Raw genomic sequence first — 22,150 nt, 5'->3', positions numbered from 1 at the left:
CCGGCGCGGCGCGCTTCGGTGCGCAGCGCGAGTCGACAGTATGGTTCTCTAGGATTGGATTTCCGATGAAATTCGCATTCGTATTCCCCGGCCAGGGGTCTCAATCGGTCGGCATGCTTAACGCGTTTGCCGACAATCCCGTCGTGCGTGCCACGCTGGAGGAAGCCTCCACCGCGCTCGGCCAGGATATCGGCCGCCTGATCGCGGAAGGCCCGGCGGAAGAACTCAACCTAACCACCAACACCCAGCCCGTGATGCTGACGGCCGCGGTGGCCGTGTACCGCGCCTGGCTTGACGCCGGCGGCCCAGCCCCGGCACTGGTGGCGGGCCACAGCCTGGGCGAATATTCGGCGCTGGTGGCCGCGGGCGTCATCCCGTTTGCCGACGCGGTACCGCTAGTGCGCTTTCGTGCTCAGGCCATGCAGGAAGCCGTGCCGGTAGGTGAGGGTGGCATGGCCGCTATCCTTGGTCTGTCTGACGACGATGTGCGTGCCGCGTGCGCCGAGGCCTCGGCCGCTGGCGTGGTGGAAGCTGTCAACTTCAACGCACCGTCGCAGGTCGTGATTGCCGGCCACAAGGCTGCAGTGGAGCGTGCTTGCGAGATCGCCAAGGCCAAGGGGGCCAAGCGCGCGCTGCCGCTGCCGGTTTCGGCGCCTTTCCACTCGTCTCTTCTCAAGCCTGCATCGGATCGTTTGAAGGAGCGCATGGCTGGTCTGGTGTTCTCGGCGCCGGCCATTCCGCTGGTCAACAACGTTGACGTCGCCATCGCCAACGATCCCGCGCAGATCAAGGATGCGCTGGTCCGCCAGGCCGCCGCGCCGGTGCGCTGGGTGGAAGGCGTGCAGAAGATGGCTGCGGAAGGTGTGACGCACGTCATCGAATGCGGCCCGGGCAAAGTGCTGGCCGGCATGACCAAGCGCATCGACGGCAATCTCGTCGGTGGCGCGATTTTTGATCCCGCATCGCTGCAAGACACGCTGGCGCTGCTGAAGTAAGCGAAGGAATATCGCAACATGAGCAAGACTCTGGAAAATCAGGTTGCGCTGGTGACTGGCGCCTCGCGCGGCATCGGCCGCGCCATCGCGCTGGAACTGGCCCGTCAGGGCGCTACGGTGATCGGTACGGCTACCAGCGAATCGGGTGCGGCCGCCATTGGCGAATACCTGTCGGCGGAAGGCCTGAAGGGTAACGGCGTGGTGCTGAACGTGAACGACGCCGCGCGCTGCGAGGCCGTGGTCGACGAGATCGTGAAGACCCACGGCGGATTGGGCGTGCTGGTGAACAATGCCGGCATCACGCAAGACCAGTTGGCCATGCGCATGAAGGATGATGACTGGATGTCGGTCATCGACACGAACCTGACGGCCGTCTTCCGACTGTCGCGCGCCGTGCTGCGCCCGATGATGAAGGCGCGCGGTGGTCGTATCATCAACATCACCTCGGTGGTCGGCTCGACCGGCAACCCTGGCCAGATGAACTATGCGGCCGCCAAGGCGGGTGTGGAAGGCATGGCCCGTGCGCTGGCGCGCGAGATCGGCAGCCGCAACGTCACTGTGAACAGTGTGGCACCGGGCTTCATCGACACCGACATGACCAAGGTGCTGTCTGAAGAGCAGCATGCGGCACTCAAAACCCAGATTCCGCTGGGTCGCCTGGGCCAGCCGGAAGACATCGCGAATGCGGTGGCGTTTCTGGCGAGTCCGCAGGCCGCCTACATCACGGGCACCACGCTGCATGTGAACGGCGGCATGTACATGAACTGATTGCCTTTCCCGGTTTCGGTTTCGAGGGAGAAGCCGAAAGAAGCCGGGCGAAGTAGTTGTTTTTGAAACCAAACGGGCGCGATTCTTGCAATGGACTGCAGGCGGATGTTTTGTGGTCCAAACCTGCTAAAATGCGCCCACTTTTTGTCGAACTTCCCTGGAGGGTTACATGGACAATATCGAACAACGCGTCAAGAAAATCGTGGCTGAACAGCTTGGCGTGGCCGAGGCAGACATCAAGAACGAATCGTCGTTCGTGAACGATCTCGGCGCAGACTCGCTGGACACGGTTGAACTCGTGATGGCGTTGGAAGATGAATTCGGCATGGAAATTCCCGATGAGGAAGCCGAAAAGATCACGACCGTGCAGCAGGCAATCGACTACGCCACCGCGCACGTCAAGGCCTAAGCCGTCGTCTTCGTATTCCGAGCCACAGAAGGCGCATGGGCGGGGCCGTCACGGTCCTGTCATGCTGTTTTCTGTGGCTTTCGTCTGTTCGAAGAAGCAGAATCGGAATGATCTCAACCCATACCGTTGCCTTACGGCACGATCGGCGAGATCCTGAATCAATCCAATTCCGCTTCACGCACTCGTAGGGAAAAATAGTGAGCCGTCGTCGCGTCGTCGTCACCGGGCTTGGCCTCGTGTCCCCGGTCGGAAACACGGTTACCGAAGGCTGGGCCAACCTGGTCGCCGGGAAGTCCGGTATTGCCACCATCACCAAATTCGATCACTCCGCGCTGGCCGTGCATTTTGCCGGCGAAGTGAAGGGCTTTAACGCCGAGGATTACATTCCGGCGAAGGAAGCCCGCCATATGGATACGTTTATCCATTTCGGCATCGCCGCAGGTTCGCAGGCCCTGAAGGATAGCGGGCTGGAAATCAACGAAACCAACGCCGATCGCATCGGCGTGCTGGTCGGCTCCGGCATCGGCGGCCTGCCGATGATCGAAGATACGCAGATGGAACTGGCCAACCGCGGCCCGCGCCGGATCTCGCCGTTCTTCGTGCCGGGATCGATCATCAATATGATTTCCGGGCACCTGTCGATTATTCACGGCTTGAAGGGCCCGAATCTGGCCGCCGTGACGGCCTGCACGACCGGCCTGCACAGTATTGGCCTGGCTGCTCGCCTGATTCAGGCCGGCGATGCCGACGCCATGCTGGCCGGCGGGGCGGAGTCCACGGTGTCGCCGCTGGGTATTGGCGGGTTTGCCGCCGCCCGTGCGCTGTCCACCCGCAACGACGACCCCGCTGCCGCGTCGCGTCCGTGGGACAAGGATCGCGATGGCTTCGTGCTGGGCGAAGGTGCTGGCGTGATGATGCTGGAAGAGTATGAGTCGGCGAAGGCCCGCGGTGCACGCATCTACGCCGAACTGATTGGCTTCGGCATGAGCGGGGACGCGTTCCACATGACCGCCCCGAGCACGGACGGTCCGCGCCGCTGCATGGTCGCCGCGCTGAAGGACGCAGCCGTCAATCCTGACGAAGTGAGCTACCTGAACGCGCACGGTACGTCTACGCCCCTGGGCGACAAGAACGAATCCGATGCCATCAAGCTCGCGTTTGGCGATAGCGCCTACAAGATGGTGGTCAATTCGACGAAGTCGATGACGGGCCACCTTTTGGGCGGTGCCGGCGGCCTGGAGTCAGTGTTCACGGTGCTGGCGATCCACAACCAAGTGTCGCCACCGACTATCAACATTTTCAACCAGGACCCCGAATGCGACCTGGATTACGTGGCCAATACGGCGCGTGAAATGAAGATTGATGTCGCTGTGAAAAACAACTTCGGTTTTGGCGGCACGAACGGCACGCTTGTCTTCCGTCGCATCTGATTTCGCGCAAGCTGTCGCGCATGGGTGCAGCCTTTTCGGCTCACGCCACCCCGGGGCCCGTCCGATGCGATGGGCCCTGGTTCTGTTTTGCCTCCCCGATTTTCATGCGCCGGTCTCGTATGCGGCATCCGTCCTGCGGACACAAGGCTGGATGGGGTTGCACGCAGGTGCAACCAATATCAATAACCCTGGAACCAAAGGGAGCTCCTGCGGTCACAGAATGCGCTTCGCGATACTCGGTTGCGCCGGAATCGTAGGTAAAATACAACGTTTGTCGTGACGACGAAACCAAGAGATACACTGCAGGTGAACCATTCGTGAGCGAGCGCGAAGCCGATCAGCTTCTAGTTGAACGCGTCCAGCAGGGCGACAAGCGAGCCTTTGAATTGCTGGTGGCCAAGTACCACCGCAAGATCATCCGGCTCATTTCGCGCCTTGTCCGGGACTCCGCCGAAGTGGAGGATGTGGCGCAGGATGCCTTTATCAAGGCATACCGGGCCCTGCCCCAGTTCCGGGGGGAATCCGCGTTCTATACGTGGCTGTACCGGATCGCCGTCAACACCGCAAAGAACTACCTGGCGACCCAGGGCCGCCGGCCGGAAGCGTCCAGCGATATCGATGCCGAAGAGGCTGAAACTTTTGCAGACGGCGAGCAACTAAGGGATATCAATACGCCGGAGTCCATGCTCCACACGCGCCAGGTGGCCGAGACGGTCAACCGTGCGATGGAAGCGCTTCCGGAGGAATTACGCACTGCCATCACGCTGCGCGAGATTGAAGGCCTCAGCTATGAGGAGATCGCGGAGGCGATGGGGTGTCCGATCGGAACAGTGCGCTCGAGAATCTTTCGGGCACGTGAGGCGATCGCGGAAAAATTGCGACCTCTGCTGGGAACGGCAGAGGGTAAGCGGTGGTAGTTCAGAATGTCGTGCGGCCAGCGTTGCAGCCTATTCCTGCATCGATAAACGACAGCGGTAGTGACGGGATTTATCGGTGTTCAATGGAATTTCTTGGGGTTGGAAATGGGTCAGGCTCATAAGCAGTCGGTTCATGTAGTGGAAGCATCGGAGCAAATCTCCGTATTGATGGACGGCGAGCTGGCGCCGAATGAAGTGGACGCGGTGCTGGGTCTCGCCAAGAGCGACACGGGCATGTCCGACTGGACCGTGTATCAACTGATCGGTGACACGCTGCGTTCGGAAGAACTGACGCACGCTGGTTCGACCGACGTTTTCCTTTCCCGTTTTTCCGCTCGCCTCGAGGTTGAACCTCATGTACTGGTGCCCGCCGTCGCTGCGGCCGGCCGTCAGCGCATGCTGGTCCGCCCGTCATGGGTGCGACGCGTGATGCCGGGCACGGCGATCGCTGCTGCTGTCGCTGCGGTGAGCTGGGTCGTGGTGCCGCAAATGCGCGGCCCGAACGATATCGGCGCCCCTGACGCCGTGGTAGCTCGCGTGGAACAACCCGCAGCGCCGGTCAAATCCGGTGCCATCATGGCTGTCGCCGCGGACAGCGCCCAGATGATTCGCGATCCCCGTCTCGACGAATACCTGCGCGCGCACCGCACGTCGGTTGCAACGGACGCCTTTGTGCCGACCATGCGCACGGTGGCCAACGGTGCAAACTTCACTCAGGACAATTCGCAGGAATAATGCCGGACATGCATAAAGGACGGTCGTCCGCCAACGTAGCGGGCGTACACAGAAAGAAGGGCCTGCGCAGGTCCTTTTTTCTGGCCTTATGTCTGACCGCTGCTGCCGCCACTGCGCAGCCGTCTGACAATACGCTGAACCGACGGGACGCCACGGCGTGGCTCAACAAGATCCACCGTGCGGCCCAGCGCGAGAACTATGTCGGCACGCTGATTTACCAGCGCGGCAGTGTCATGCATGCGTCGCGCATCCAGCATTACAGCGATCTCGTACAGAACGAGTACGAGCGCCTGGAAACGCTGGACGGCAAGCCGCGCGAAGTCCTGCGCCAGAACGACGTCGTTCACAGCCTGATCCCCGAAGCCAAGCTGGTGGTGGTGGAAAAGCAGGAGGCCAAGGATCGTTTCCCGGCGCTGCTGGCCACCAACAAGAGCGATGTGCTCGATCTCTACGACATGCGCAAGCTGCCCGCCGAGCGCGTGGCTGGCGTGGAATGCGAAGTCTTTGGCCTGGAGCCGCACGACAATGCCCGCTATGCGGTGCGCCTGTGGGCCGACAAGAATTCCGGGCTACTGATGCGCGCGCAGACGATCGGCGAGGGTGGCAAGGTGCTGGAGCAGGTTGCGTTCTCGCAGGTCGATATCGGCGTGCCATCCGACAAGCAGCGCATCCTTAGCGCTATCAAGGGTGCCAGCTCGTGGAATCACTACGAGGTTACCTATCAGCCGGCCAACATCGCCGACGAGGGATGGACCATTAATTCATCGCTCAAGGGCTTCCAGAAGATCCGCGAAGTTCGCCGGCCACTTGGGGAACTGCGCGCGCCGGCACAAGGTAACAACAAGGGTGGCCAGGTCTTCGAAGTGCTCCAGGTCGTCTATAGCGATGGCCTGACCGGGTTGTCGATCTTCATCGAGCCCGTATCCGAACAACGCGCCCGCCGTGAAGGCGTAGCTTCGCTCGGCGCCACGCAGGTGGTGGTGCGACGCGTGGCCGACTACTGGATCACGGTGGTCGGCGAAGTGCCGGCCGCCACGGTCAGGCAGTTCGCCGCGGGCGTGGAGTATCGCCCTCCCAAGGCGGTACACTGAGGAAACCGCGTGTGGCGGCACGGGGCAGAGCGCGCCGTGCCGAAGCCACCTGGCAGTTCCGCTTCCCAGGCGCCCTGATGCGCCGCGAAGCTTACGTTTCTCGCTGATCTCCCGGGAGTTGTCGATGATTTCCAAATCCCCAGCCCTGGTGCGAGCCGTGGTCATGACCGCCATGCTCGTACTGGGTCCGGCTATGTCCGAACTGGGCCATGCCCAGGCGGCAGCCTCGAACTACAACCTTCCAGACTTCACCGACCTGGTCGAGAAGGCGAGCCCGGCCGTGGTGAACATCCGCACGACCGAGCGGGTGCGCGCACGCGGCAACGGCACGCCGGACGACGATGAGATGGCTGAGTTCTTCCGCCGTTTCTTCGGGGTTCCTATGCCTGGCGCGCCGACACCGCCCCGCCGTGGCCAGCCGCCACAAGGTGAGGAGCAAAGTCGCGGTGTGGGCTCCGGCTTCATCATCAGCCAGGACGGCTATGTGATGACCAACGCTCACGTGGTGGCCGACGCGGAAACCATCTACGTGACCCTGCCGGACAAGCGCGAATTCAAGGCGAAGCTGATTGGCTCGGACAAGCGCACCGATGTGGCGCTGATCAAAATCGAGGCTACCAACCTGCCGCGCCTGCCGCTGGGCGATTCGGACAAGATCCGTCCGGGGGAATGGGTGCTGGCCATCGGCTCGCCGTTCGGGCTCGACAACAGCGTGACCGCGGGGATTGTCTCGGCAAAGGGCCGCGATACCGGCGACTACCTGCCGTTCATCCAGACTGACGTGGCGGTCAACCCCGGCAACTCGGGCGGCCCGCTCATCAATTTGCGCGGCGAAGTCATCGGCATCAACTCGCAGATTTACAGCCGTAGCGGCGGCTATATGGGCATCTCGTTCGCAATACCGATCGACGAGGCCATGCGCGTGTCCGAGCAGTTGAAGACTGCCGGCAAGGTTACACGCGGTCGCATCGCCGTGGCGATTGGCGATGTCACCAAGGAAGTGGCCGATTCGCTCGGCCTGGGCCGTGCGCGCGGCGCCCTGGTGGGCAGCGTGGAGCCGGGCGGGCCGGCGGAGAAGGCCGGGATCGAGGCGGGCGACATCATCCTGAAGTTCAACGGCCGCGATATCGAGAAGGCGTCGGATCTGCCGCGCATGGTGGGCGACACCAAGCCTGGTACGCGAGTGCCGCTGCAGTTGTGGCGCAAGGGCCAGGCGCGCGACGTGTCGATTACGGTCGCCGAGCTGGAGCCGGACGCCAAGGCCGTGGCGCGTCGCGGCGACAAGCGTGGCGGCAGCGCGGATGAGGCAGCACCGGCGGCCAAGCCAAACTCGCTCGGCCTGATCGTCAACGATCTTTCCGAAACACGCCTGAAGGAGCTGAAGGTCAAGTCGGGCGTGGAGGTGGAATCGGCGGATGGCTCGGCGGCACGCGCCGGCATTCGTCCCGGCGACATCATCCTGCGCCTGGGCGATACTGATGTGACGGGTGCCCGGCAGTTCAACGACCTGGTCAAGGGACTGGACAAGAACAAGATGGCTGCGGTTTTTGTCCGTCGTGGCGACGCCACCCAGGTGTTGACGCTGCGCCCGAGTCAGGCTCGCTAAGACAAGGCGCAGGGGCCTTTCGGGAAAATCATCGCGCCGGAGCCATCCGGCGCGATTTGTCTTTCGGGACGGGTGATCCAGGCGGCATCTTCCCCACCATCTGGTCGCCGCCCTCACGCAACGACCGACACCATTTCCCGCGCCGGAAGTCATTGAAAATCCGGTAAAATCGCGGATTGGCACGAGCTTCGCGCCCCACCATTTTTTAGCTCCCGCGCCCCCTGACTCACCCGGCGCGCCGGGCTTCCTTGAGCACTAGATGGACCATATCCGTAATTTCTCGATCATTGCCCACATTGACCATGGGAAATCGACCCTGGCCGACCGAATCATCCAGCGTTGTGGTGGGCTATCCGATCGCGAGATGGAAGCACAGGTGCTCGACTCGATGGACATCGAGAAGGAGCGTGGCATCACCATCAAGGCCCAGACGGCCGCGCTGAGCTACAAGGCCCGCGATGGCCAGGTCTACAACCTGAACCTGATCGACACCCCGGGACACGTGGACTTCAGCTACGAAGTCAGCCGGTCGCTGTCTGCGTGCGAGGGTGCGCTGCTGGTGGTGGATGCATCCCAGGGCGTGGAAGCCCAGACCGTGGCCAACTGCTACACCGCCATCGAGCTTGGCGTGGAAGTGGTGCCCGTGCTGAACAAGATCGACCTGCCGCAGGCGGACCCCGCCAACGCGATCCAGGAGATCGAGGATGTGATTGGCATCGATGCACAGGATGCCACGCCGTGCTCGGCCAAGACCGGGCAAGGCGTGGAAGACGTCATCGAGGCGCTGATCGCGAAGGTGCCGCCGCCCAAGGGCACTCCGGACGCGCCGCTGCAGGCCCTGATCATCGACTCGTGGTTCGACAACTACGTGGGCGTGGTGATGCTCGTACGTGTGGTCAACGGTACCCTGCGCCCGAAGGACAAGATCCTGCTGATGGCCACCGGCGCCCAGCACCTGGTGGAGCAGGTCGGCGTGTTCTCGCCCAAGTCGATCCAGCGCGAGTCGTTGGCGGCAGGAGAGGTGGGCTTCGTCATCGCCGGTATCAAGGAACTGAAGGCCGCCAAGGTGGGCGATACGATCACCACCACCACGCGCAAGGCCGAGGCGCCGCTGCCGGGCTTCAAGGAAGTCAAGCCGCAGGTGTTCGCGGGGCTGTATCCCGTGGAGGCCAACCAGTATGAAGCGCTGCGGGAATCGCTGGAAAAGCTGCGGCTGAACGATGCCGCGCTGCAGTTCGAGCCGGAAGTTTCGCAGGCGCTGGGCTTCGGCTTCCGCTGCGGCTTCCTGGGGCTGCTGCACATGGAAATCGTGCAGGAGCGACTGGAGCGCGAATTCGACATGGACCTGATTACCACCGCTCCGACGGTGGTCTACCAGGTCCAGCTGCGTGACGGGACCGTGATAACCGTGGAAAACCCGGCCAAGATGCCCGATCCGAGCAAGATCGAGGCGATCCTGGAGCCGATCGTCACCGTGAACCTGTACATGCCGCAGGATTATGTTGGCTCGGTGATCACCCTGTGCACGCAAAAGCGTGGCTCGCAGATCAACATGAGCTACCACGGCAAGCAGGTACAGCTCACATATGAAATTCCGATGGCGGAGATCGTGCTCGACTTCTTCGATCGCCTGAAGTCGGTGTCGCGCGGCTACGCGTCGATGGACTACGAGTTCAAGGAGTATCGCCCCTCCGATGTGGTCAAGGTGGACATCCTGATCAACAGCGACAAGGTCGATGCGCTGTCCGTGATCGTGCACCGTTCGAATTCGCAATATCGCGGGCGCGAAGTGGCGGCCAAGATGCGCGAAATCATTCCGCGCCAGATGTATGACGTGGCAATTCAGGCGGCCATCGGCTCGAACATCATCGCGCGGGAGAACGTGAAGGCGCTGCGCAAGAACGTGCTGGCCAAGTGCTACGGCGGCGATATCTCGCGGAAGAAGAAGCTGCTGGAAAAGCAGAAGGCGGGCAAGAAGCGCATGAAGCAGGTGGGCACCGTGGAAATTCCGCAGGAGGCATTCCTGGCCATCCTGCAGGTGGACGACAAGTAAGCGCGGGTCCGGCAATAACAAAACATCGACAACACTCCAAGCCGTCATGAATTTTGCACTGATCCTTTTTGTGCTGGTGGTCATTACGGGCATTGCCTGGGTCGCGGACAAGCTGGTCTTCGAGCGCCAGCGCCGCAGCGTGGCGCAACTGGCGCTGGCCGAGTTCGACGCGCGCCGCGCCGACATGCAGTCGATGCACGGTGCCGCCGAGCTGGACAACTCGCGTGCCCGGTTGGCGGAAGAGAAACTGCGCCAGCCATGGTGGCTCGAGTATTCGGCCAGCTTCTTCCCGGTGATCCTGGCGGTGTTCGTGCTGCGGTCGTTCGTGGTAGAGCCGTTCAAGATCCCGTCCGGCTCGATGATCCCGACGCTGCTGATCGGCGACTTCATCCTTGTGAACAAGTATGACTACGGCATCCGCTTGCCGGTGGTGAACAAGAAGATCATCAACATGGGCGAGCCGCAGCGCGGCGATGTGATGGTCTTCCGTTATCCGAAAGACGAATCGCTGGACTACATCAAGCGCGTGATTGGCGTGCCGGGCGATGTGGTGAGCTACGAGAACAAGAAGCTGACGGTGAACGGCAAGCCGGCGGAATACAGCGCGCTGCCGGATTACCTGGATGAAGAGCGCCTGGCGTACTCGAAGCATTTCACCGAGAAGCTGCCCGGCGGTCCGGAGCATGGCATTCTGAATGACGCCGACCGGCCGGCTTTCGTGGCTGGCGCGGATCCGGATTTTCCGTTCCGCGAGAACTGCACTTACAATCAGCAGGGGCCGACGTGTAAAGTGCCGGAAGGTCACTATTTCGTCATGGGTGACAACCGTGACAACAGCCTCGATTCCCGGTACTGGGGCTTCGTGCCAGACACAAACGTAGTCGGCAGGGCGTTCCTGATCTGGATGAATCTGGGTAACTTCGGACGCGTGGGATCGTTCAAATAACAATCCGGCGGTCTCGCGCGGCGCAAATACACTCTAAAAATTGAGGGAAGCGCAACATGGGTCAATGGTTTTTGGGAAGCAAGGGGAATGTCCGCGTCGATGTGAAGCGTAGATCACGCGGCTTTTCTTTGGGGTCATTGTTGATCGTTATCGTCATCGTCATTGCGGTGGTCTTGCCGGGGCTGAAATCGATTCCGAGTGTGTTGGAGTATTTCTCGGTCAAGCGGGCGATCAACTATGCGAAAGACCGATCGAACAACCGCAATGAAGTGGCCGCCAATTTCAACAGACAAGCCCAGATCGACCGTATCGAGTCAGTCAAGGGCGAGGATCTGAATGTGATCGAAGACGAGAGCGGCAGGATCCGCAATATTGGCTTTGAATACCGGACCGAGATCCCTGTCTATGGTCCACTGAGCTTTTTGATTACCTATTCGGGAACGCAGTAACGACATGACCCTCGACGCCTTGCAGCAACGTCTCGGCTACCGATTCAGCAAGCCCGAATTGCTGCAGCAGGCGCTCACGCATCGCAGCCACAGCGCACAGCACAACGAGCGCCTGGAATTCCTGGGCGACTCCGTACTGAACTGCGCCGTCGCCGACATGCTGTTCAACATGTTCGGCAAGCTGGACGAGGGCGACCTGTCCCGCGTACGCGCCAACCTGGTCAAGCAGCAGGCGCTATACGAAATTGCCCAGATGCTGCAATTGTCCGACGCGCTGCGCCTGGGTGAAGGTGAACTCAAGAGCGGCGGTTTCCGCCGTCCGTCGATTCTGGCGGACGCGCTGGAAGCCATCGTTGGCGCCGTGTTCCTTGACGCCGGCTTCGATGCCGCGCGGGTGCTGATCCGCAAGCTGTATATCCCGATTCTGGAGCAGGTGGACCCGCGCACGCTGGGCAAGGACGCCAAGACGCTGCTCCAGGAGTATCTCCAGGGCCACAAGATTGCCCTGCCGCAGTACAACGTCATCGCCACCCACGGTGCCGCACACAGCCAGCAGTTTGAAGTCGAGTGCACCGTGCCTAAACTGGAAGTGCGCGTGTTCGGCACCGGCGCCTCACGGCGTGCGGCCGAACAGGCGGCAGCCAAGCTCGCGCTCGATGAAGTTCAGAAGCTCGTACCCCAGTTGCTCAAGCGCAGCCGGGCCGAACGCACGGGCAAGACCCGCAAGCAGCCGGTGCCCCCGGATCCCCAGTTGTCTCTCAGGTTGAAGGAATGACCGATTCTCTCCCCCCGCAGCAGGTTGCGGCGGAACCGTCTGATGCCCCGGCTTTTCGCTGCGGCACGGTGGCCATCGTTGGCCGCCCCAATGTCGGCAAGTCCACGCTGATGAACGCGCTGGTCGGCCAGAAGATCAGCATCACCTCCCGCAAGGCGCAGACCACGCGCCACCGGATCGTCGGCATCCAGACCACGGATGACGCGCAGTTCGTGTTTGTCGATACCCCGGGTTTCCAGACCCGCCATGCCAGTGCGCTCAACCGTTCGCTGAACCGGGCGGTCACGTCCACGCTGTCGTCGGTGGATGTTGTACTGTTCGTCGTGGAGGCCGGCTATGTCGGCGCCGATGACGAGCGCGTGCTCTCGCTGCTACCGAAGAATGTGCCGGTGCTGCTGGTGACCAACAAGCTGGATCGCCTCGGCGAGAATCGCTCGGAGGTGATGATGCCTTTTCTGGAGAAGGTGGGGCAGATGTTCCCCTTCCGGGAAGTGGTGCCAATGTCGGCCAAGACGCGCGACCACATCACGCGGCTGCTGGCCATCATCCGTCCCTACTTGCTGGAAGGCGAGCCGATGTACGACGCCGACGCGATGACCGATCGCAGCGAGCGCTTCCTGGCGTCTGAAATCATTCGCGAAAAGGTGTTCCGCTGGACCGGCGACGAGCTGCCATATACGAGCACCGTGGTCATCGACAAGTTCGAGACCGAAGGCCGGCTGCGCCGTGTCTTTGCGACAATTCTGGTGGAACGCGACGCGCACAAGGCGATGATCATCGGCAACAAGGGTAGCAAGCTCAAGCAGATCTCCACCGAGGCACGCCTCGATATGGAGAAGCTGTTCGACGGCAAGGTCTACCTGGAGATGTGGATCAAGGTCAAGAGCGGCTGGGCCGACAACGAAGCCGGACTGCGTGCCTACGGCTACGAGTGAGCAAGATGCCTGACGTGCGTCGCGGCGGGGCCGGTGGTCCTGGCAAGACCGCGCCATCTGTTGCCGTCGCGCGCCGTGCCGACGCACCGCGCGCGCGTAGTGCCGATCCCATTGCGGAAGAGGCCGCGGAGCTCCTCGAATCCCAGTCCGTGCCCGGCCTGAGTCCCGCGGTAGCCGCCGGGCGCGAGATGATGGATCGCGCCATGCGCATTGTTCCAGCCCGTACGGAACTGCGCGTGGCCAACGAGGCCGGTTTTGTCCTGCATGCGTATCCCTATCGCGAAACCAGCCTGATCCTGGACGTCTTCACACGTGATCACGGTCGCATGGCGATGGTGGCGAAAGGCGCCAAGCGTCCGCATTCCGCGCTGCGTGCGGTGCTCCAGCACTTCCACCCGATTTCCCTGTCCTGGACCGGTCGCGGCGAGGTCAAGACGCTGACCAAAGCCGAATACGTCGGCGGTGTGCTGCCGCTGTCCGGCGACGCGCTGCTTTCCGGCTTCTATCTGAACGAGCTGTTACTGCGTTTCTGTCCGCGCGAGGACGCTCATCCCGCCCTGTTCCGGCATTACATGATCACGCTGACCCGGTTGGCCCATGGCGAATCGGCAAGCCTTGTGCTGCGCAGTTTCGAACGCGTGCTGCTGCAGGAGACCGGCTTCGCGGTGGCATTCGACCAGTGCACTGGATCCGGCGAGCGCGTTCAGCCCGGACTCGATTATGTCTATCAGCCTGAGCGCGGCGTGCGCCGGGCTCAGGCGAGCGATCCGTCGAGCTGGCCGGTGATTTCGGGCCAGACGCTGCTGGACATGGGACAGGACGACTATTCGCGCGCGCAGACGGCGGCGCAAAGTCGCGCCCTGATGCGGTTCCTGCTGCATTATTATCTGCAGGGTGCGCCGCTGAAGACGCGGCAGATCCTGATTGACCTGCAGTACCTCTGATTCCTGACGTTTTACGATTCGACAGCATGATTTTCCACGCGAACCCCGGCGTCATCGACCTTGGCGTCAATATCGACCACGTGGCCACGCTGCGTAACGCGCGCGGCACGGTATATCCCGACCCGATCCAGGCGGCCTTGCAGGCGGAAGAGGCGGGCGCGGACCTGATCACGCTGCACCTGCGCGAGGATCGCCGCCACATCCGCGACGCCGATGTGCGCGCGCTGCGGCCGAGACTCGCTACACGCATGAACCTGGAGTGCGCGATCACGCGCGAGATGCTCGATATCGCCTGCGAGATCCAGCCGCAGGATGTCTGCCTGGTGCCCGAGAAGCGCGAGGAGGTGACCACCGAAGGTGGCCTCGACGTGGCGGGCCACTTCGAACAGGTCAGCGCTGCATGCCGCCAGCTGGCCGATGCGGGGATCCGCGTCTCGCTATTCATTGATGCGGACCCTGACCAAATTGCTGCTGCGGCCGCCTGCAAGGCGCCGGTGATCGAAATCCACACCGGCCGCTATGCCGATGCCCACACGCCCGATGAGCAAGCTGCGGAATTCCGGCGTGTGGCGGAGGGCGTGGACGCCGGCCTGAGGCACGGCCTGATCGTCAACGCCGGTCACGGCCTGCACTACACGAACGTGCAGCCGATCGCGGCACTGCCGGGCATCAAGGAGCTCAACATCGGGCATGCGATCGTCGCGCATGCGGTGTTCGTAGGCTGGCAGAACGCCGTGCGCGAGATGAAGGCAATCATGGTAGCTGCGCGCCTTGGCACCCGCTACCCCGTTCCGGGCTAGGCGGCGTGATCTACGGCGTCGGTACCGACATCATCCAGATTGATCGCGTGCAGGGCGTGATGGAGCGCACACGCGGACGATTTGCCGAAAAGGTGCTCGGGCCGCGTGAGCTCAAGGTCTACCATGCGCGCAAGGCCCGCTCCGAAAAGCGCGGGCTCGCGTTCCTGGCCACGCGCTTCGCGGCCAAGGAGGCCTTCTCCAAGGCCATCGGGTTGGGCATGCGCTGGCCGATGACGTGGCGCGCGATGGAACTCTTGAACCTGCCCTCGGGTGAGCCCACGCCGCAGTGCACGGGCGAACTTGCCGAATGGGTGCGGGAACGCGGCCTGACCATCCGTGTCAGTGTCAGTGACGAACACGACTATGCGGTCGCCTTTGCGATCGCGGAGCGGACTGGCCAGCCGGCCGATCCGCTGTCTGAACCTGCCTCGAACTAATTTCTATGAACAAGAAAGTCTCCGGCAAGCAGCCGGGCCCGGTGGTGCTCGATGTGGTGGGCAAGCAGCTCGACGCGGAAGATGCGCGCCGCATCGCCCATCCGCTGACAGGTGGCGTGATCCTGTTTGCGCGCAATTTCGAATCGCGCGCGCAACTGACAGCGCTCACGCGCGCCATTCGCGCTGTGCGCGACGACGTGCTGATCTGCATCGATCATGAAGGTGGTCGCGTGCAGCGCGCGAGGACTGATGGATTCACGCACTTGCCAGCCATGGGCAAGTTGGGCGAACTCTGGGATCGCGATGTGATGGCGGCTACCAAGGTGGCGATCGCCTGCGGTTACGTGCTGGCGGCCGAACTGCGCGCGTGCGACATCGACTTGAGCTTTACGCCTGTGCTGGATCTGGACTACGGGCGCAGCGCCGTGATCGGCGATCGCGCCTTCCACGCCGACCCGCGCGTGGTGACGATGCTGGCCAATCACCTCACGCATGGCCTGTTGCTGGCGGGCATGAGCAACTGCGGCAAGCATTTCCCGGGGCATGGCTTTGTGGCTGCCGATTCGCACGTCGCAGTGCCCGTTGATGAGCGCGAACTCGATGAGATCCTGGGCCAGGATGCACGTCCGTACGACTGGATGGGAGGGGCGCTGGCGTCGGTGATGCCGGCACACGTGATCTACCCGAAGGTGGACCCGAACCCGGCCGGATTCTCGCGATTCTGGCTGCAGGACGTGCTGCGCGCGCGGCTGGGCTTCGAGGGGGTGATCTTCAGCGATGATCTGAGCATGGAGGGCGCAAGCGTGGCAGGTACCGTCACGCAGGGCGCGCGTGCAGCACTCGACGCAGGCTGTGACATGGTGCTGATCTGCAATCATCCGGATCGTGCGGACCAGTTGCTGTCCGAGCTCGATGTTTCGATCGGCAAGGCTTCGCAACGCCGCATCCGCAAGCTGTTCGGCCGCAAGAAGCCGCTGGACTGGAACAAGCTGCAGCAGGAAGGCGAGTATCGCGCTGCGCTGCGCTTGCTGAAGGAGCATCTGCTGATCGCCTGACGTTGCGCGTCGATCAAAGCAAAAGGGCAGCCGAAGCTGCCCTTTTTCGTCTCCCCGCCGCCGGAGCGGGGAGGTGCACACGCCTTAGTTGGCGCGGCTGCGGTATTCGCCGGTACGCGTGTCGATTTCGATCTTGTCGCCGATGTTGCAGAACAGCGGCACTTGCAGTTCGAAACCGGTGTTGATCTTGGCGCCCTTGAGCACCTTGCCCGACGAGGTGTCGCCCTTGACGGCCGGTTCGGTGTAGATGATTTCACGAACCAGCGTCGTCGGCATTTCCACCGAGATAGCCTTGTCGTTGTAGAACACCACTTCGACGTTCATGCCGTCTTCGAGGTAGTTCAGCGAGTCACCCATGCTGTCCTTCTCGACTTCGTACTGGTTGTACTCGGTGTCCATGAACACGTACATCGGGTCGGCGAAGTACGAGTAGGTGCATTCGCGGCGCTCCAGCACCACCACCTCGAACTTGTCGTCGGCCTTGAATACCGACTCGCCCGGGGCCTCCGTCAGCAGGTTCTTGTACTTCATCTTGACGACGGCGGCGTTACGGCCCGACTTGTTGTACTCGGCCTTCTGTACGACCATCGGATCGGAACCGATCATGAACACGTTGCCGACGCGGAGTTCCTGTGCGATTTTCATCTGAACTGTTTTCCTGAAAAAGTAGGTCCGGGAACAATACGACCCCGGGAATCGGTATGGCGAAGGCGCGCTGCCGGCGGTTGCTGTTCTTGGCTCGCCATCAAAATCAACCCTCTATTTTACCCGATTTTCGCAGAAGGCCACGAGATTTGCGGCCAGATCACCCAAGTGCTGCAGCTGCCGCTGCCAACGGTCCATCGCCGACGTCAGCGCGGGCAATTGTGCATGGAGGGACGCCCAGTCAGGCGCCGCGCCGTAGCCATTCCAGGCATGCGAGAACTGCGTCAGCGCATGTGACGCCTGCGGCGCCACGCCGCTGCGACCGAAGCGCTCCAGCCACGCATCGAGCTTGACGTGATGGGCGTCGTCGGATTGCGGGTAGATGTGCCAGATCAATGGCCTGGCGGCCCAATGTCCGCGTACGCAGGAGTCCTCGCCGCGCACGAAGTTGATATCGCAAGCCCAGAGCAACTCGTCGTAGTGCTCCTGCCGCACGAACGGAATGATCTGCGCCGTCAGGTTGCCGGCATGAAATGAGGCGCCAGGTTGCACTGGCGCTGGCGCGCCGAACCATTCCCCGATCTGTCGGGCGGCCAATCCTTGCGGGATCAGGCACTGGATCGGCGTCGCTCCGTCGCGCCATTGCTCGAGCAGGGCAGGCAGCGCGGGGTTGGCATAGGCGAACAGGCTGACGCGCAGTGCACCTGCGATCGGATCCACGCCCAGGCGGTGCCAGAGCGTCGCGTGAGCTGCCGGGCTGGACAGAAACGCATCGCGTTGTGCGCCGAGCAACGATTCGCGCAGCAGGCCACCCGTGCCGTGCGCAAAGCCTGGAAAGAAGAAGTACTTCATCAGCGGCAGGCGGGGATGGGGTGACGACATCGCGTGATGCTCGCTGACCCATGCCTCGGCGCTCAGGTACTCTAGGTTGATCCACGCGGGCTTGCGTTCGGCTGCGGCCATGCCTGCGAGGAAGGGCTCGGGCAGATGGCAGGCAAAGGCCTCAATCACGGCGTCATGCGGCGCTACCGCATCGAACGGCGCGCCTGGGCTGGGGTCCCAGCGGCGGATCTCCACGCCGGCCAGCCTCTGGCGTGGTGCGGCGGGATCGATTTCGGGTGCCAGCCGCGCAAAGCTGACCAGATCATCGACCCAAAGTCGCACGGCATGCCCATGTTCCTGGGCTAGCTGGCGGGCCAGGCGCCAGCAAACGCCGATGTCGCCGTAGTTGTCGATGACGGTGCAGAAAATGTCCCAGGAACGGATGGTCATGGCAGGAATAACCCGCAAAAGCCCTGCAGGCGAATTGCTCTAAACTTGCGATTCTAGAGCGAGTGCCGCCGCCCGCGTGCCACGCCGTCCAACTTTCTCATCTCAGATGCCCGAGCAGGAACCCGCGCCCCCGATTGACAAGCCACAATCCGCGCCCACGTTGCAAGTCGACGCCGTGCAGGCCGATATGCCGCCGGCTGATGCGGCGCCAGCCACAGATCCGGAGTTGCCCGACGCGCCAGCCTTCGACCCCCGGCCGATCCTCGCGCGCTTGCCGGGGCTGCCGGGTGTGTATCGCTATTTCGATGCCGACGGCAACGTGCTCTACGTGGGCAAGGCGCGCGACCTGAAGAAACGCGTTTCAAGCTATTTCAACAAGACCCAGCTCTCGCCGCGCATCGCGATGATGGTCGGCAAGATTGTGCGCATCGAGACCACGGTCGTGCGGACGGAGGCCGAGGCGCTGCTGCTTGAGAACAACCTCATCAAGGCGCTGGCGCCGCGGTACAACATCCTGTTCCGCGATGACAAGTCTTATCCGTTTCTCAAGCTGACGGGGCACAAATTTCCGCGCATGGCGTACTACCGCGGCGCAACGGATCGCAAACACCAGTACTTCGGCCCGTTCCCGAACGCCTACGCGGTGCGCGAAAGCATGCAAATCCTGCAGAGGGTGTTTCAGTTGCGCACGTGCGAGGACACCGTCTTCAACAATCGCACGCGGCCGTGCCTGCTGCATCAGATCCATCGCTGCACGGCGCCCTGTGTGAGCGCGATCAGCGAGGAAGACTACGCGCGCGACGTCAACAACGCGGCGCGCTTCCTCCAGGGCCACGAGACGGAAGTGCTGGAGGGCCTGCAGACCAAGATGGAAGCGCACGCGGAGCAACTGGAATTCGAGCAGGCCGCGGCGGTACGCGACCAGATCTCCGCGTTGTCCACCGTGCTCAAGCGGCAGGCCGTGGAGGAGGTCGGGCAGGCGCGTGACATCGACATCCTGGCCGTCGCCGTGCAGGGAGGGCGCGCGTGCGTGAATCTGGCCATGGTGCGCGGCGGCCGCCATCTGGGCGACAAGGCGTATTTTCCGGCCCATGCCGACGAGGCCGCGATGATCGTGGAGGAGACTGACGACGCGACCGAGGCGGGCGACGAGGGTTCCGAGGCACTGCAGGGCGCAGGGCTGCTGTCCGTTGACCGTATCGCTGCGCGCGTGCTGTCGGCATTCATGGTTCAGCACTACCTCGACCAGGCGGTACCCCCGATCATCGTGTTGAGCCACCGACCCGCGGACGCCGCGCTGGTGGAGGCGCTATCGATGCAGGCGTCACGCAAGATCTCACTGGTGCGCCAGCCTCAGGGGCAGCGCAAGGTCTGGCTGGAGATGGCGGTGCAAGGCGCGGAACTCGCGCTGGCGCGGCGGCTGGCGGAACAGGGCAGCCAGGAGGCCCGCACGCGCGCGCTGGCCGAAACCATCGCCCTGGACATGGAAGATCTGGCGTTGCTGCGCATCGAGTGCTTTGACATCAGCCATACCGCTGGCGAGGCAACGCAGGCCTCGTGCGTGGTGTTCCACCACCACGACATGCAGAACAGCGAATACCGTCGCTACAATATTCAGGACATTACGCCGGGAGACGACTATGCCGCCATGCGGCAAGTGTTGACCCGCCGCTACCAGAAGCTGGTGGAGCAGATCCAGGAAGATGGTGGCGACCTGAGCGGCGAGGCGGCCGGTGGTGATGTCGTGCCGCGCATGCCGCGCGTGGTACTGATCGACGGCGGCAAGGGCCAGGTCGAAGTGGCGCGCCAGGTCTTCGAGGAACTCGGTCTCGATATCGGTCTGCTGGTCGGCGTGGCCAAAGGCGAGGGTCGCAAGGTGGGCCTGGAGACGCTGGTATTCGCCGACGGACGGCCATCGCTCGAGTTGGGGCAGGGCAGCGCGGCACTGATGCTGGTGGCGCAGATCCGCGACGAGGCCCACCGCTTCGCCATCACCGGCATGCGCGCGCGCCGGGCCAAGGCGCGCACGACGTCACGACTCGAGGAAATCGAGGGCGTCGGCGCTCGTCGCCGACAAAAGCTGCTAACGCGTTTTGGCGGGTTGCGGGGCGTCATGGCGGCCAGCATCGACGAACTGGCCAGCGTCGAGGGCATCTCGCGCACACTGGCCGAAGAAATCTATCGCCAGTTGCACTGACCGTCACACATGCCGCTGACGGCATGGCGTGGGCGATTTCGGCCCGAACTGGCGGGTTCGGGCCGAAATCGGCGACAATCGCGGCATTCGCCAATGCCGGCCGGCTCGCTCCTTCCCCAAACGCCCGCTCATGCCACTGAATATCCCCATCCTGCTGACCTGGCTTCGCGTGGCCATGATTCCTCTCGTGGTGGGGGTCTACTACCTGCCCGAGGCCTGGCTGCCGATGCACACCAAGAACGTCACTGCAGCGACGTTCTTTATTGTGGCCGCGGCCACGGACTGGCTCGATGGCTTTCTGGCGCGGCGCTGGAACCAGACCTCGTCGTTCGGCGCCTTTCTCGATCCGGTGGCGGACAAGCTCATGGTGACGGCCGCGTTGCTGTCGCTACTGGCGCTGGGCCGTGTGGCCGACCTGATCGCACTGGTCATCATCGGGCGCGAGATCACGATTTCGGCGCTGCGCGAGTGGATGGCGCAAATCGGCGCCTCAAAGAGCGTGGCAGTGAACTTCCTCGGCAAGCTCAAAACGACCGTGCAGATGATCGCCATCCCGCTGCTGCTGTTTAACGATCCGGTGTTCGGCGTCGATGCATCTGTGCTGGGCGGTTGGATGATTTATGTGGCGGCCGTGCTGACCCTGTGGTCCATGTTCTATTACATGAAGCTCGCCTGGCCGCAGATCCGCGAGCGCAGCAATATGGTCGGCGGGGCCCGCACACAAAAATGAAAACCCCTGCAAAAAGTTGTTGACGGGGCGGTTCGATCTTTGCAATAATCTCGTTCTCGCTGCTGACGACGCAATCGGAGGCAGCAAGATAAGCAGTATTTAGCGCGAAATACCGGCACAAAGCTGCGTGTTTAAAAGAAGTTGCGCAAAAGTCTGCTTTTCAGTATGATGCAGGGCCCTGCGGGAGTAGCTCAGTTGGTAGAGCGCAACCTTGCCAAGGTTGAGGTCGCGAGTTCGAGACTCGTCTCCCGCTCCAGGTTAAATACGTTCGATGAGGTTTTGAAAAGATCATCGAATGCGAAGTAGTAGAAAAGTTGTACGCGGGAGTAGCTCAGTTGGTAGAGCGCAACCTTGCCAAGGTTGAGGTCGCGAGTTCGAGACTCGTCTCCCGCTCCAATCCCAAAGGGAAGCGTCGCTTCCCTTTTTGTTTGGCAGGATTGCTGTCCACGCCGCAGTGATGTCGATTACGACGGCGCAGGCGAATACGGATACAATCCAGCATCGTCACCTGGCGGGGTGGCAGAGTGGTTATGCAGCGGCCTGCAAAGCCGTGTACGCCGGTTCGATTCCGACCTCCGCCTCCAGTCTTAAGCAAACGGCGCCCATTGTGGCGCCGTTTTGTTTTTGCGGCGCTGCTTCGCTTTTCGGCCCGGACGCCCGTCCGCCCCGTTCGCCGAAAAGTCGTCAAATAGCCGCCGCTTTTTGCGACGTTTCTCAGGCTGCCCGGGGTGGCGCGCGTGTTACATTACGCCATGCCGTACGCATCCGGGACGGCGCCTGTCGTGGGTCTGCCCACCTCGCGTAGTCGTATTCCGATGCATTCCCTATGCCGTGACGCGTTGGTCTTCACTTGCGCCCACGGTCTGCGGCCGCTCTTCCCGTACGACCTTCAACCCGCTGCTATGCCTTGTTGTCGATGACGTGTCCTCGTGCGATGTCGACGCCAGGGAGGTGCGTGGTC

Annotated in this window: 21 protein-coding genes and 3 tRNA genes; 22 read left to right on the top strand and 2 right to left on the bottom strand. The window is 62.5% G+C overall.

The window, feature by feature from the left end:
- Positions 1-65 precede the first annotated feature (65 nt).
- The 17 genes from fabD to nagZ all read left to right on the top strand — a co-directional run bounded on the left by fabD (position 66) and on the right by nagZ (position 16,345).
- Positions 66-995 carry an ACP S-malonyltransferase gene (gene fabD / locus AC1DOX_RS16865; protein WP_092134518.1) on the top strand — a complete coding sequence of 310 codons (930 nt, stop codon included), beginning with the start codon at positions 66-68 and terminating at the stop codon, positions 993-995.
- Between the two features lie 18 nt (positions 996-1,013).
- Entirely contained in the window at positions 1,014-1,763 is a 750-nt protein-coding gene (gene fabG / locus AC1DOX_RS16860; protein WP_441619972.1) for a 3-oxoacyl-ACP reductase FabG, read from the top strand.
- A 169-nt stretch (positions 1,764-1,932) separates the two neighbouring features.
- Entirely contained in the window at positions 1,933-2,172 is a 240-nt protein-coding gene (gene acpP, locus AC1DOX_RS16855; protein WP_008644813.1) for an acyl carrier protein, read from the top strand.
- Positions 2,173-2,369: 197 nt separating this feature from the next.
- Entirely contained in the window at positions 2,370-3,602 is a 1,233-nt protein-coding gene (gene fabF / locus AC1DOX_RS16850; protein WP_092134515.1) for a beta-ketoacyl-ACP synthase II, read from the top strand.
- Positions 3,603-3,919: 317 nt separating this feature from the next.
- The gene (rpoE, locus tag AC1DOX_RS16845; protein ID WP_017229336.1) at positions 3,920-4,519 is read left to right on the top strand and encodes an RNA polymerase sigma factor RpoE; all 600 of its coding nucleotides are present in this window, start codon (positions 3,920-3,922) and stop codon (positions 4,517-4,519) included.
- A gap of 105 nt (positions 4,520-4,624) precedes the next feature.
- Positions 4,625-5,254 carry a sigma-E factor negative regulatory protein gene (locus AC1DOX_RS16840; RefSeq protein ID WP_441620050.1) on the top strand — a complete coding sequence of 210 codons (630 nt, stop codon included), beginning with the start codon at positions 4,625-4,627 and terminating at the stop codon, positions 5,252-5,254.
- 8 nt (positions 5,255-5,262) lie between these two features.
- Complete coding sequence (locus AC1DOX_RS16835) at positions 5,263-6,345, top strand: MucB/RseB C-terminal domain-containing protein (RefSeq protein WP_092135407.1); 1,083 nt, start codon at positions 5,263-5,265, stop codon at positions 6,343-6,345.
- A 124-nt stretch (positions 6,346-6,469) separates the two neighbouring features.
- On the top strand, positions 6,470-7,951 hold the full coding sequence (locus AC1DOX_RS16830) for a DegQ family serine endoprotease (protein ID WP_477101466.1): 1,482 nt from the start codon (positions 6,470-6,472) through the stop codon (positions 7,949-7,951).
- Between the two features lie 259 nt (positions 7,952-8,210).
- Positions 8,211-10,004: a translation elongation factor 4 gene (gene lepA, locus AC1DOX_RS16825; RefSeq protein WP_092134511.1), complete on the top strand. Its 1,794-nt coding sequence runs from the start codon at positions 8,211-8,213 to the stop codon at positions 10,002-10,004.
- 46 nt (positions 10,005-10,050) lie between these two features.
- Entirely contained in the window at positions 10,051-10,950 is a 900-nt protein-coding gene (gene lepB, locus AC1DOX_RS16820; RefSeq protein ID WP_441619967.1) for a signal peptidase I, read from the top strand.
- Between the two features lie 56 nt (positions 10,951-11,006).
- Positions 11,007-11,399: a DUF4845 domain-containing protein gene (locus tag AC1DOX_RS16815; protein WP_441619965.1), complete on the top strand. Its 393-nt coding sequence runs from the start codon at positions 11,007-11,009 to the stop codon at positions 11,397-11,399.
- A gap of 4 nt (positions 11,400-11,403) precedes the next feature.
- Positions 11,404-12,174: a ribonuclease III gene (gene rnc, locus AC1DOX_RS16810; protein WP_441619963.1), complete on the top strand. Its 771-nt coding sequence runs from the start codon at positions 11,404-11,406 to the stop codon at positions 12,172-12,174.
- On the top strand, positions 12,171-13,109 hold the full coding sequence (gene era, locus AC1DOX_RS16805) for a GTPase Era (RefSeq protein ID WP_092134505.1): 939 nt from the start codon (positions 12,171-12,173) through the stop codon (positions 13,107-13,109). Before rnc ends, era begins: the two co-directional genes overlap by 4 nt.
- Positions 13,106-14,053: a DNA repair protein RecO gene (recO, locus tag AC1DOX_RS16800; protein ID WP_441619960.1), complete on the top strand. Its 948-nt coding sequence runs from the start codon at positions 13,106-13,108 to the stop codon at positions 14,051-14,053. The genes era and recO overlap by 4 nt, the downstream gene beginning before the upstream one ends.
- Before the next feature lie 26 nt (positions 14,054-14,079).
- Positions 14,080-14,853, top strand: a complete 774-nt coding sequence (gene pdxJ / locus AC1DOX_RS16795) for a pyridoxine 5'-phosphate synthase (protein WP_441619958.1) — start codon at positions 14,080-14,082, stop codon at positions 14,851-14,853.
- Between the two features lie 5 nt (positions 14,854-14,858).
- Complete coding sequence (acpS, locus tag AC1DOX_RS16790; RefSeq protein WP_092134502.1) at positions 14,859-15,290, top strand: holo-ACP synthase; 432 nt, start codon at positions 14,859-14,861, stop codon at positions 15,288-15,290.
- 5 nt (positions 15,291-15,295) lie between these two features.
- A complete protein-coding gene (nagZ, locus tag AC1DOX_RS16785; RefSeq protein WP_441619956.1) occupies positions 15,296-16,345 on the top strand; it encodes a beta-N-acetylhexosaminidase in 1,050 nt (349 codons plus the stop codon).
- An 84-nt stretch (positions 16,346-16,429) separates the two neighbouring features.
- On the opposite strand, the gene efp is transcribed toward nagZ, so the two are convergent.
- Positions 16,430-16,990 carry an elongation factor P gene (efp, locus tag AC1DOX_RS16780; RefSeq protein ID WP_092134499.1) on the bottom strand — a complete coding sequence of 187 codons (561 nt, stop codon included), beginning with the start codon at positions 16,988-16,990 and terminating at the stop codon, positions 16,430-16,432.
- 114 nt (positions 16,991-17,104) lie between these two features.
- A complete protein-coding gene (earP, locus tag AC1DOX_RS16775; protein ID WP_441619952.1) occupies positions 17,105-18,262 on the bottom strand; it encodes an elongation factor P maturation arginine rhamnosyltransferase EarP in 1,158 nt (385 codons plus the stop codon).
- Between the two features lie 187 nt (positions 18,263-18,449).
- Between earP and uvrC the strand changes: the two genes are divergently transcribed.
- The 5 genes from uvrC to AC1DOX_RS16750 all read left to right on the top strand — a co-directional run bounded on the left by uvrC (position 18,450) and on the right by AC1DOX_RS16750 (position 21,773).
- On the top strand, positions 18,450-20,459 hold the full coding sequence (gene uvrC, locus AC1DOX_RS16770; RefSeq protein ID WP_441620048.1) for an excinuclease ABC subunit UvrC: 2,010 nt from the start codon (positions 18,450-18,452) through the stop codon (positions 20,457-20,459).
- 130 nt (positions 20,460-20,589) lie between these two features.
- A complete protein-coding gene (gene pgsA / locus AC1DOX_RS16765; protein WP_092135404.1) occupies positions 20,590-21,189 on the top strand; it encodes a CDP-diacylglycerol--glycerol-3-phosphate 3-phosphatidyltransferase in 600 nt (199 codons plus the stop codon).
- Positions 21,190-21,369: 180 nt separating this feature from the next.
- Positions 21,370-21,445 (top strand) — tRNA-Gly (locus AC1DOX_RS16760).
- Positions 21,446-21,509: 64 nt separating this feature from the next.
- Positions 21,510-21,585, top strand: a tRNA-Gly gene (locus tag AC1DOX_RS16755).
- A 114-nt stretch (positions 21,586-21,699) separates the two neighbouring features.
- Positions 21,700-21,773, top strand: a tRNA-Cys gene (locus tag AC1DOX_RS16750).
- Positions 21,774-22,150: the final 377 nt, after the last annotated feature.

It is taken from the genome of Cupriavidus sp. 01L415 (genome assembly GCF_056400065.1).
Note: the sequence above shows the minus strand (reverse complement) of the source record. Positions and strands in the feature narration are given on the sequence as shown.

What these genes read in the sequence shown, in the direction of transcription:
- fabD (WP_092134518.1), top strand. Translation starts at nt 66, where the DNA reads ATGAAATTCGCATTCGTATTCCCCGGCCAGGGGTCTCAATCGGTCGGC.
- fabG (WP_441619972.1), top strand. Translation starts at nt 1,014, where the DNA reads ATGAGCAAGACTCTGGAAAATCAGGTTGCGCTGGTGACTGGCGCCTCG.
- acpP (WP_008644813.1), top strand. Translation starts at nt 1,933, where the DNA reads ATGGACAATATCGAACAACGCGTCAAGAAAATCGTGGCTGAACAGCTT.
- AC1DOX_RS16840 (WP_441620050.1), top strand. Translation starts at nt 4,625, where the DNA reads ATGGGTCAGGCTCATAAGCAGTCGGTTCATGTAGTGGAAGCATCGGAG.
- AC1DOX_RS16835 (WP_092135407.1), top strand. Translation starts at nt 5,263, where the DNA reads ATGCATAAAGGACGGTCGTCCGCCAACGTAGCGGGCGTACACAGAAAG.
- AC1DOX_RS16830 (WP_477101466.1), top strand. Translation starts at nt 6,470, where the DNA reads ATGATTTCCAAATCCCCAGCCCTGGTGCGAGCCGTGGTCATGACCGCC.
- lepA (WP_092134511.1), top strand. Translation starts at nt 8,211, where the DNA reads ATGGACCATATCCGTAATTTCTCGATCATTGCCCACATTGACCATGGG.
- lepB (WP_441619967.1), top strand. Translation starts at nt 10,051, where the DNA reads ATGAATTTTGCACTGATCCTTTTTGTGCTGGTGGTCATTACGGGCATT.
- AC1DOX_RS16815 (WP_441619965.1), top strand. Translation starts at nt 11,007, where the DNA reads ATGGGTCAATGGTTTTTGGGAAGCAAGGGGAATGTCCGCGTCGATGTG.
- rnc (WP_441619963.1), top strand. Translation starts at nt 11,404, where the DNA reads ATGACCCTCGACGCCTTGCAGCAACGTCTCGGCTACCGATTCAGCAAG.
- era (WP_092134505.1), top strand. Translation starts at nt 12,171, where the DNA reads ATGACCGATTCTCTCCCCCCGCAGCAGGTTGCGGCGGAACCGTCTGAT.
- pdxJ (WP_441619958.1), top strand. Translation starts at nt 14,080, where the DNA reads ATGATTTTCCACGCGAACCCCGGCGTCATCGACCTTGGCGTCAATATC.
- nagZ (WP_441619956.1), top strand. Translation starts at nt 15,296, where the DNA reads ATGAACAAGAAAGTCTCCGGCAAGCAGCCGGGCCCGGTGGTGCTCGAT.
- efp (WP_092134499.1), bottom strand. Translation starts at nt 16,990, where the DNA reads ATGAAAATCGCACAGGAACTCCGCGTCGGCAACGTGTTCATGATCGGT.
- earP (WP_441619952.1), bottom strand. Translation starts at nt 18,262, where the DNA reads ATGACCATCCGTTCCTGGGACATTTTCTGCACCGTCATCGACAACTAC.
- uvrC (WP_441620048.1), top strand. Translation starts at nt 18,450, where the DNA reads ATGCCGCCGGCTGATGCGGCGCCAGCCACAGATCCGGAGTTGCCCGAC.
- pgsA (WP_092135404.1), top strand. Translation starts at nt 20,590, where the DNA reads ATGCCACTGAATATCCCCATCCTGCTGACCTGGCTTCGCGTGGCCATG.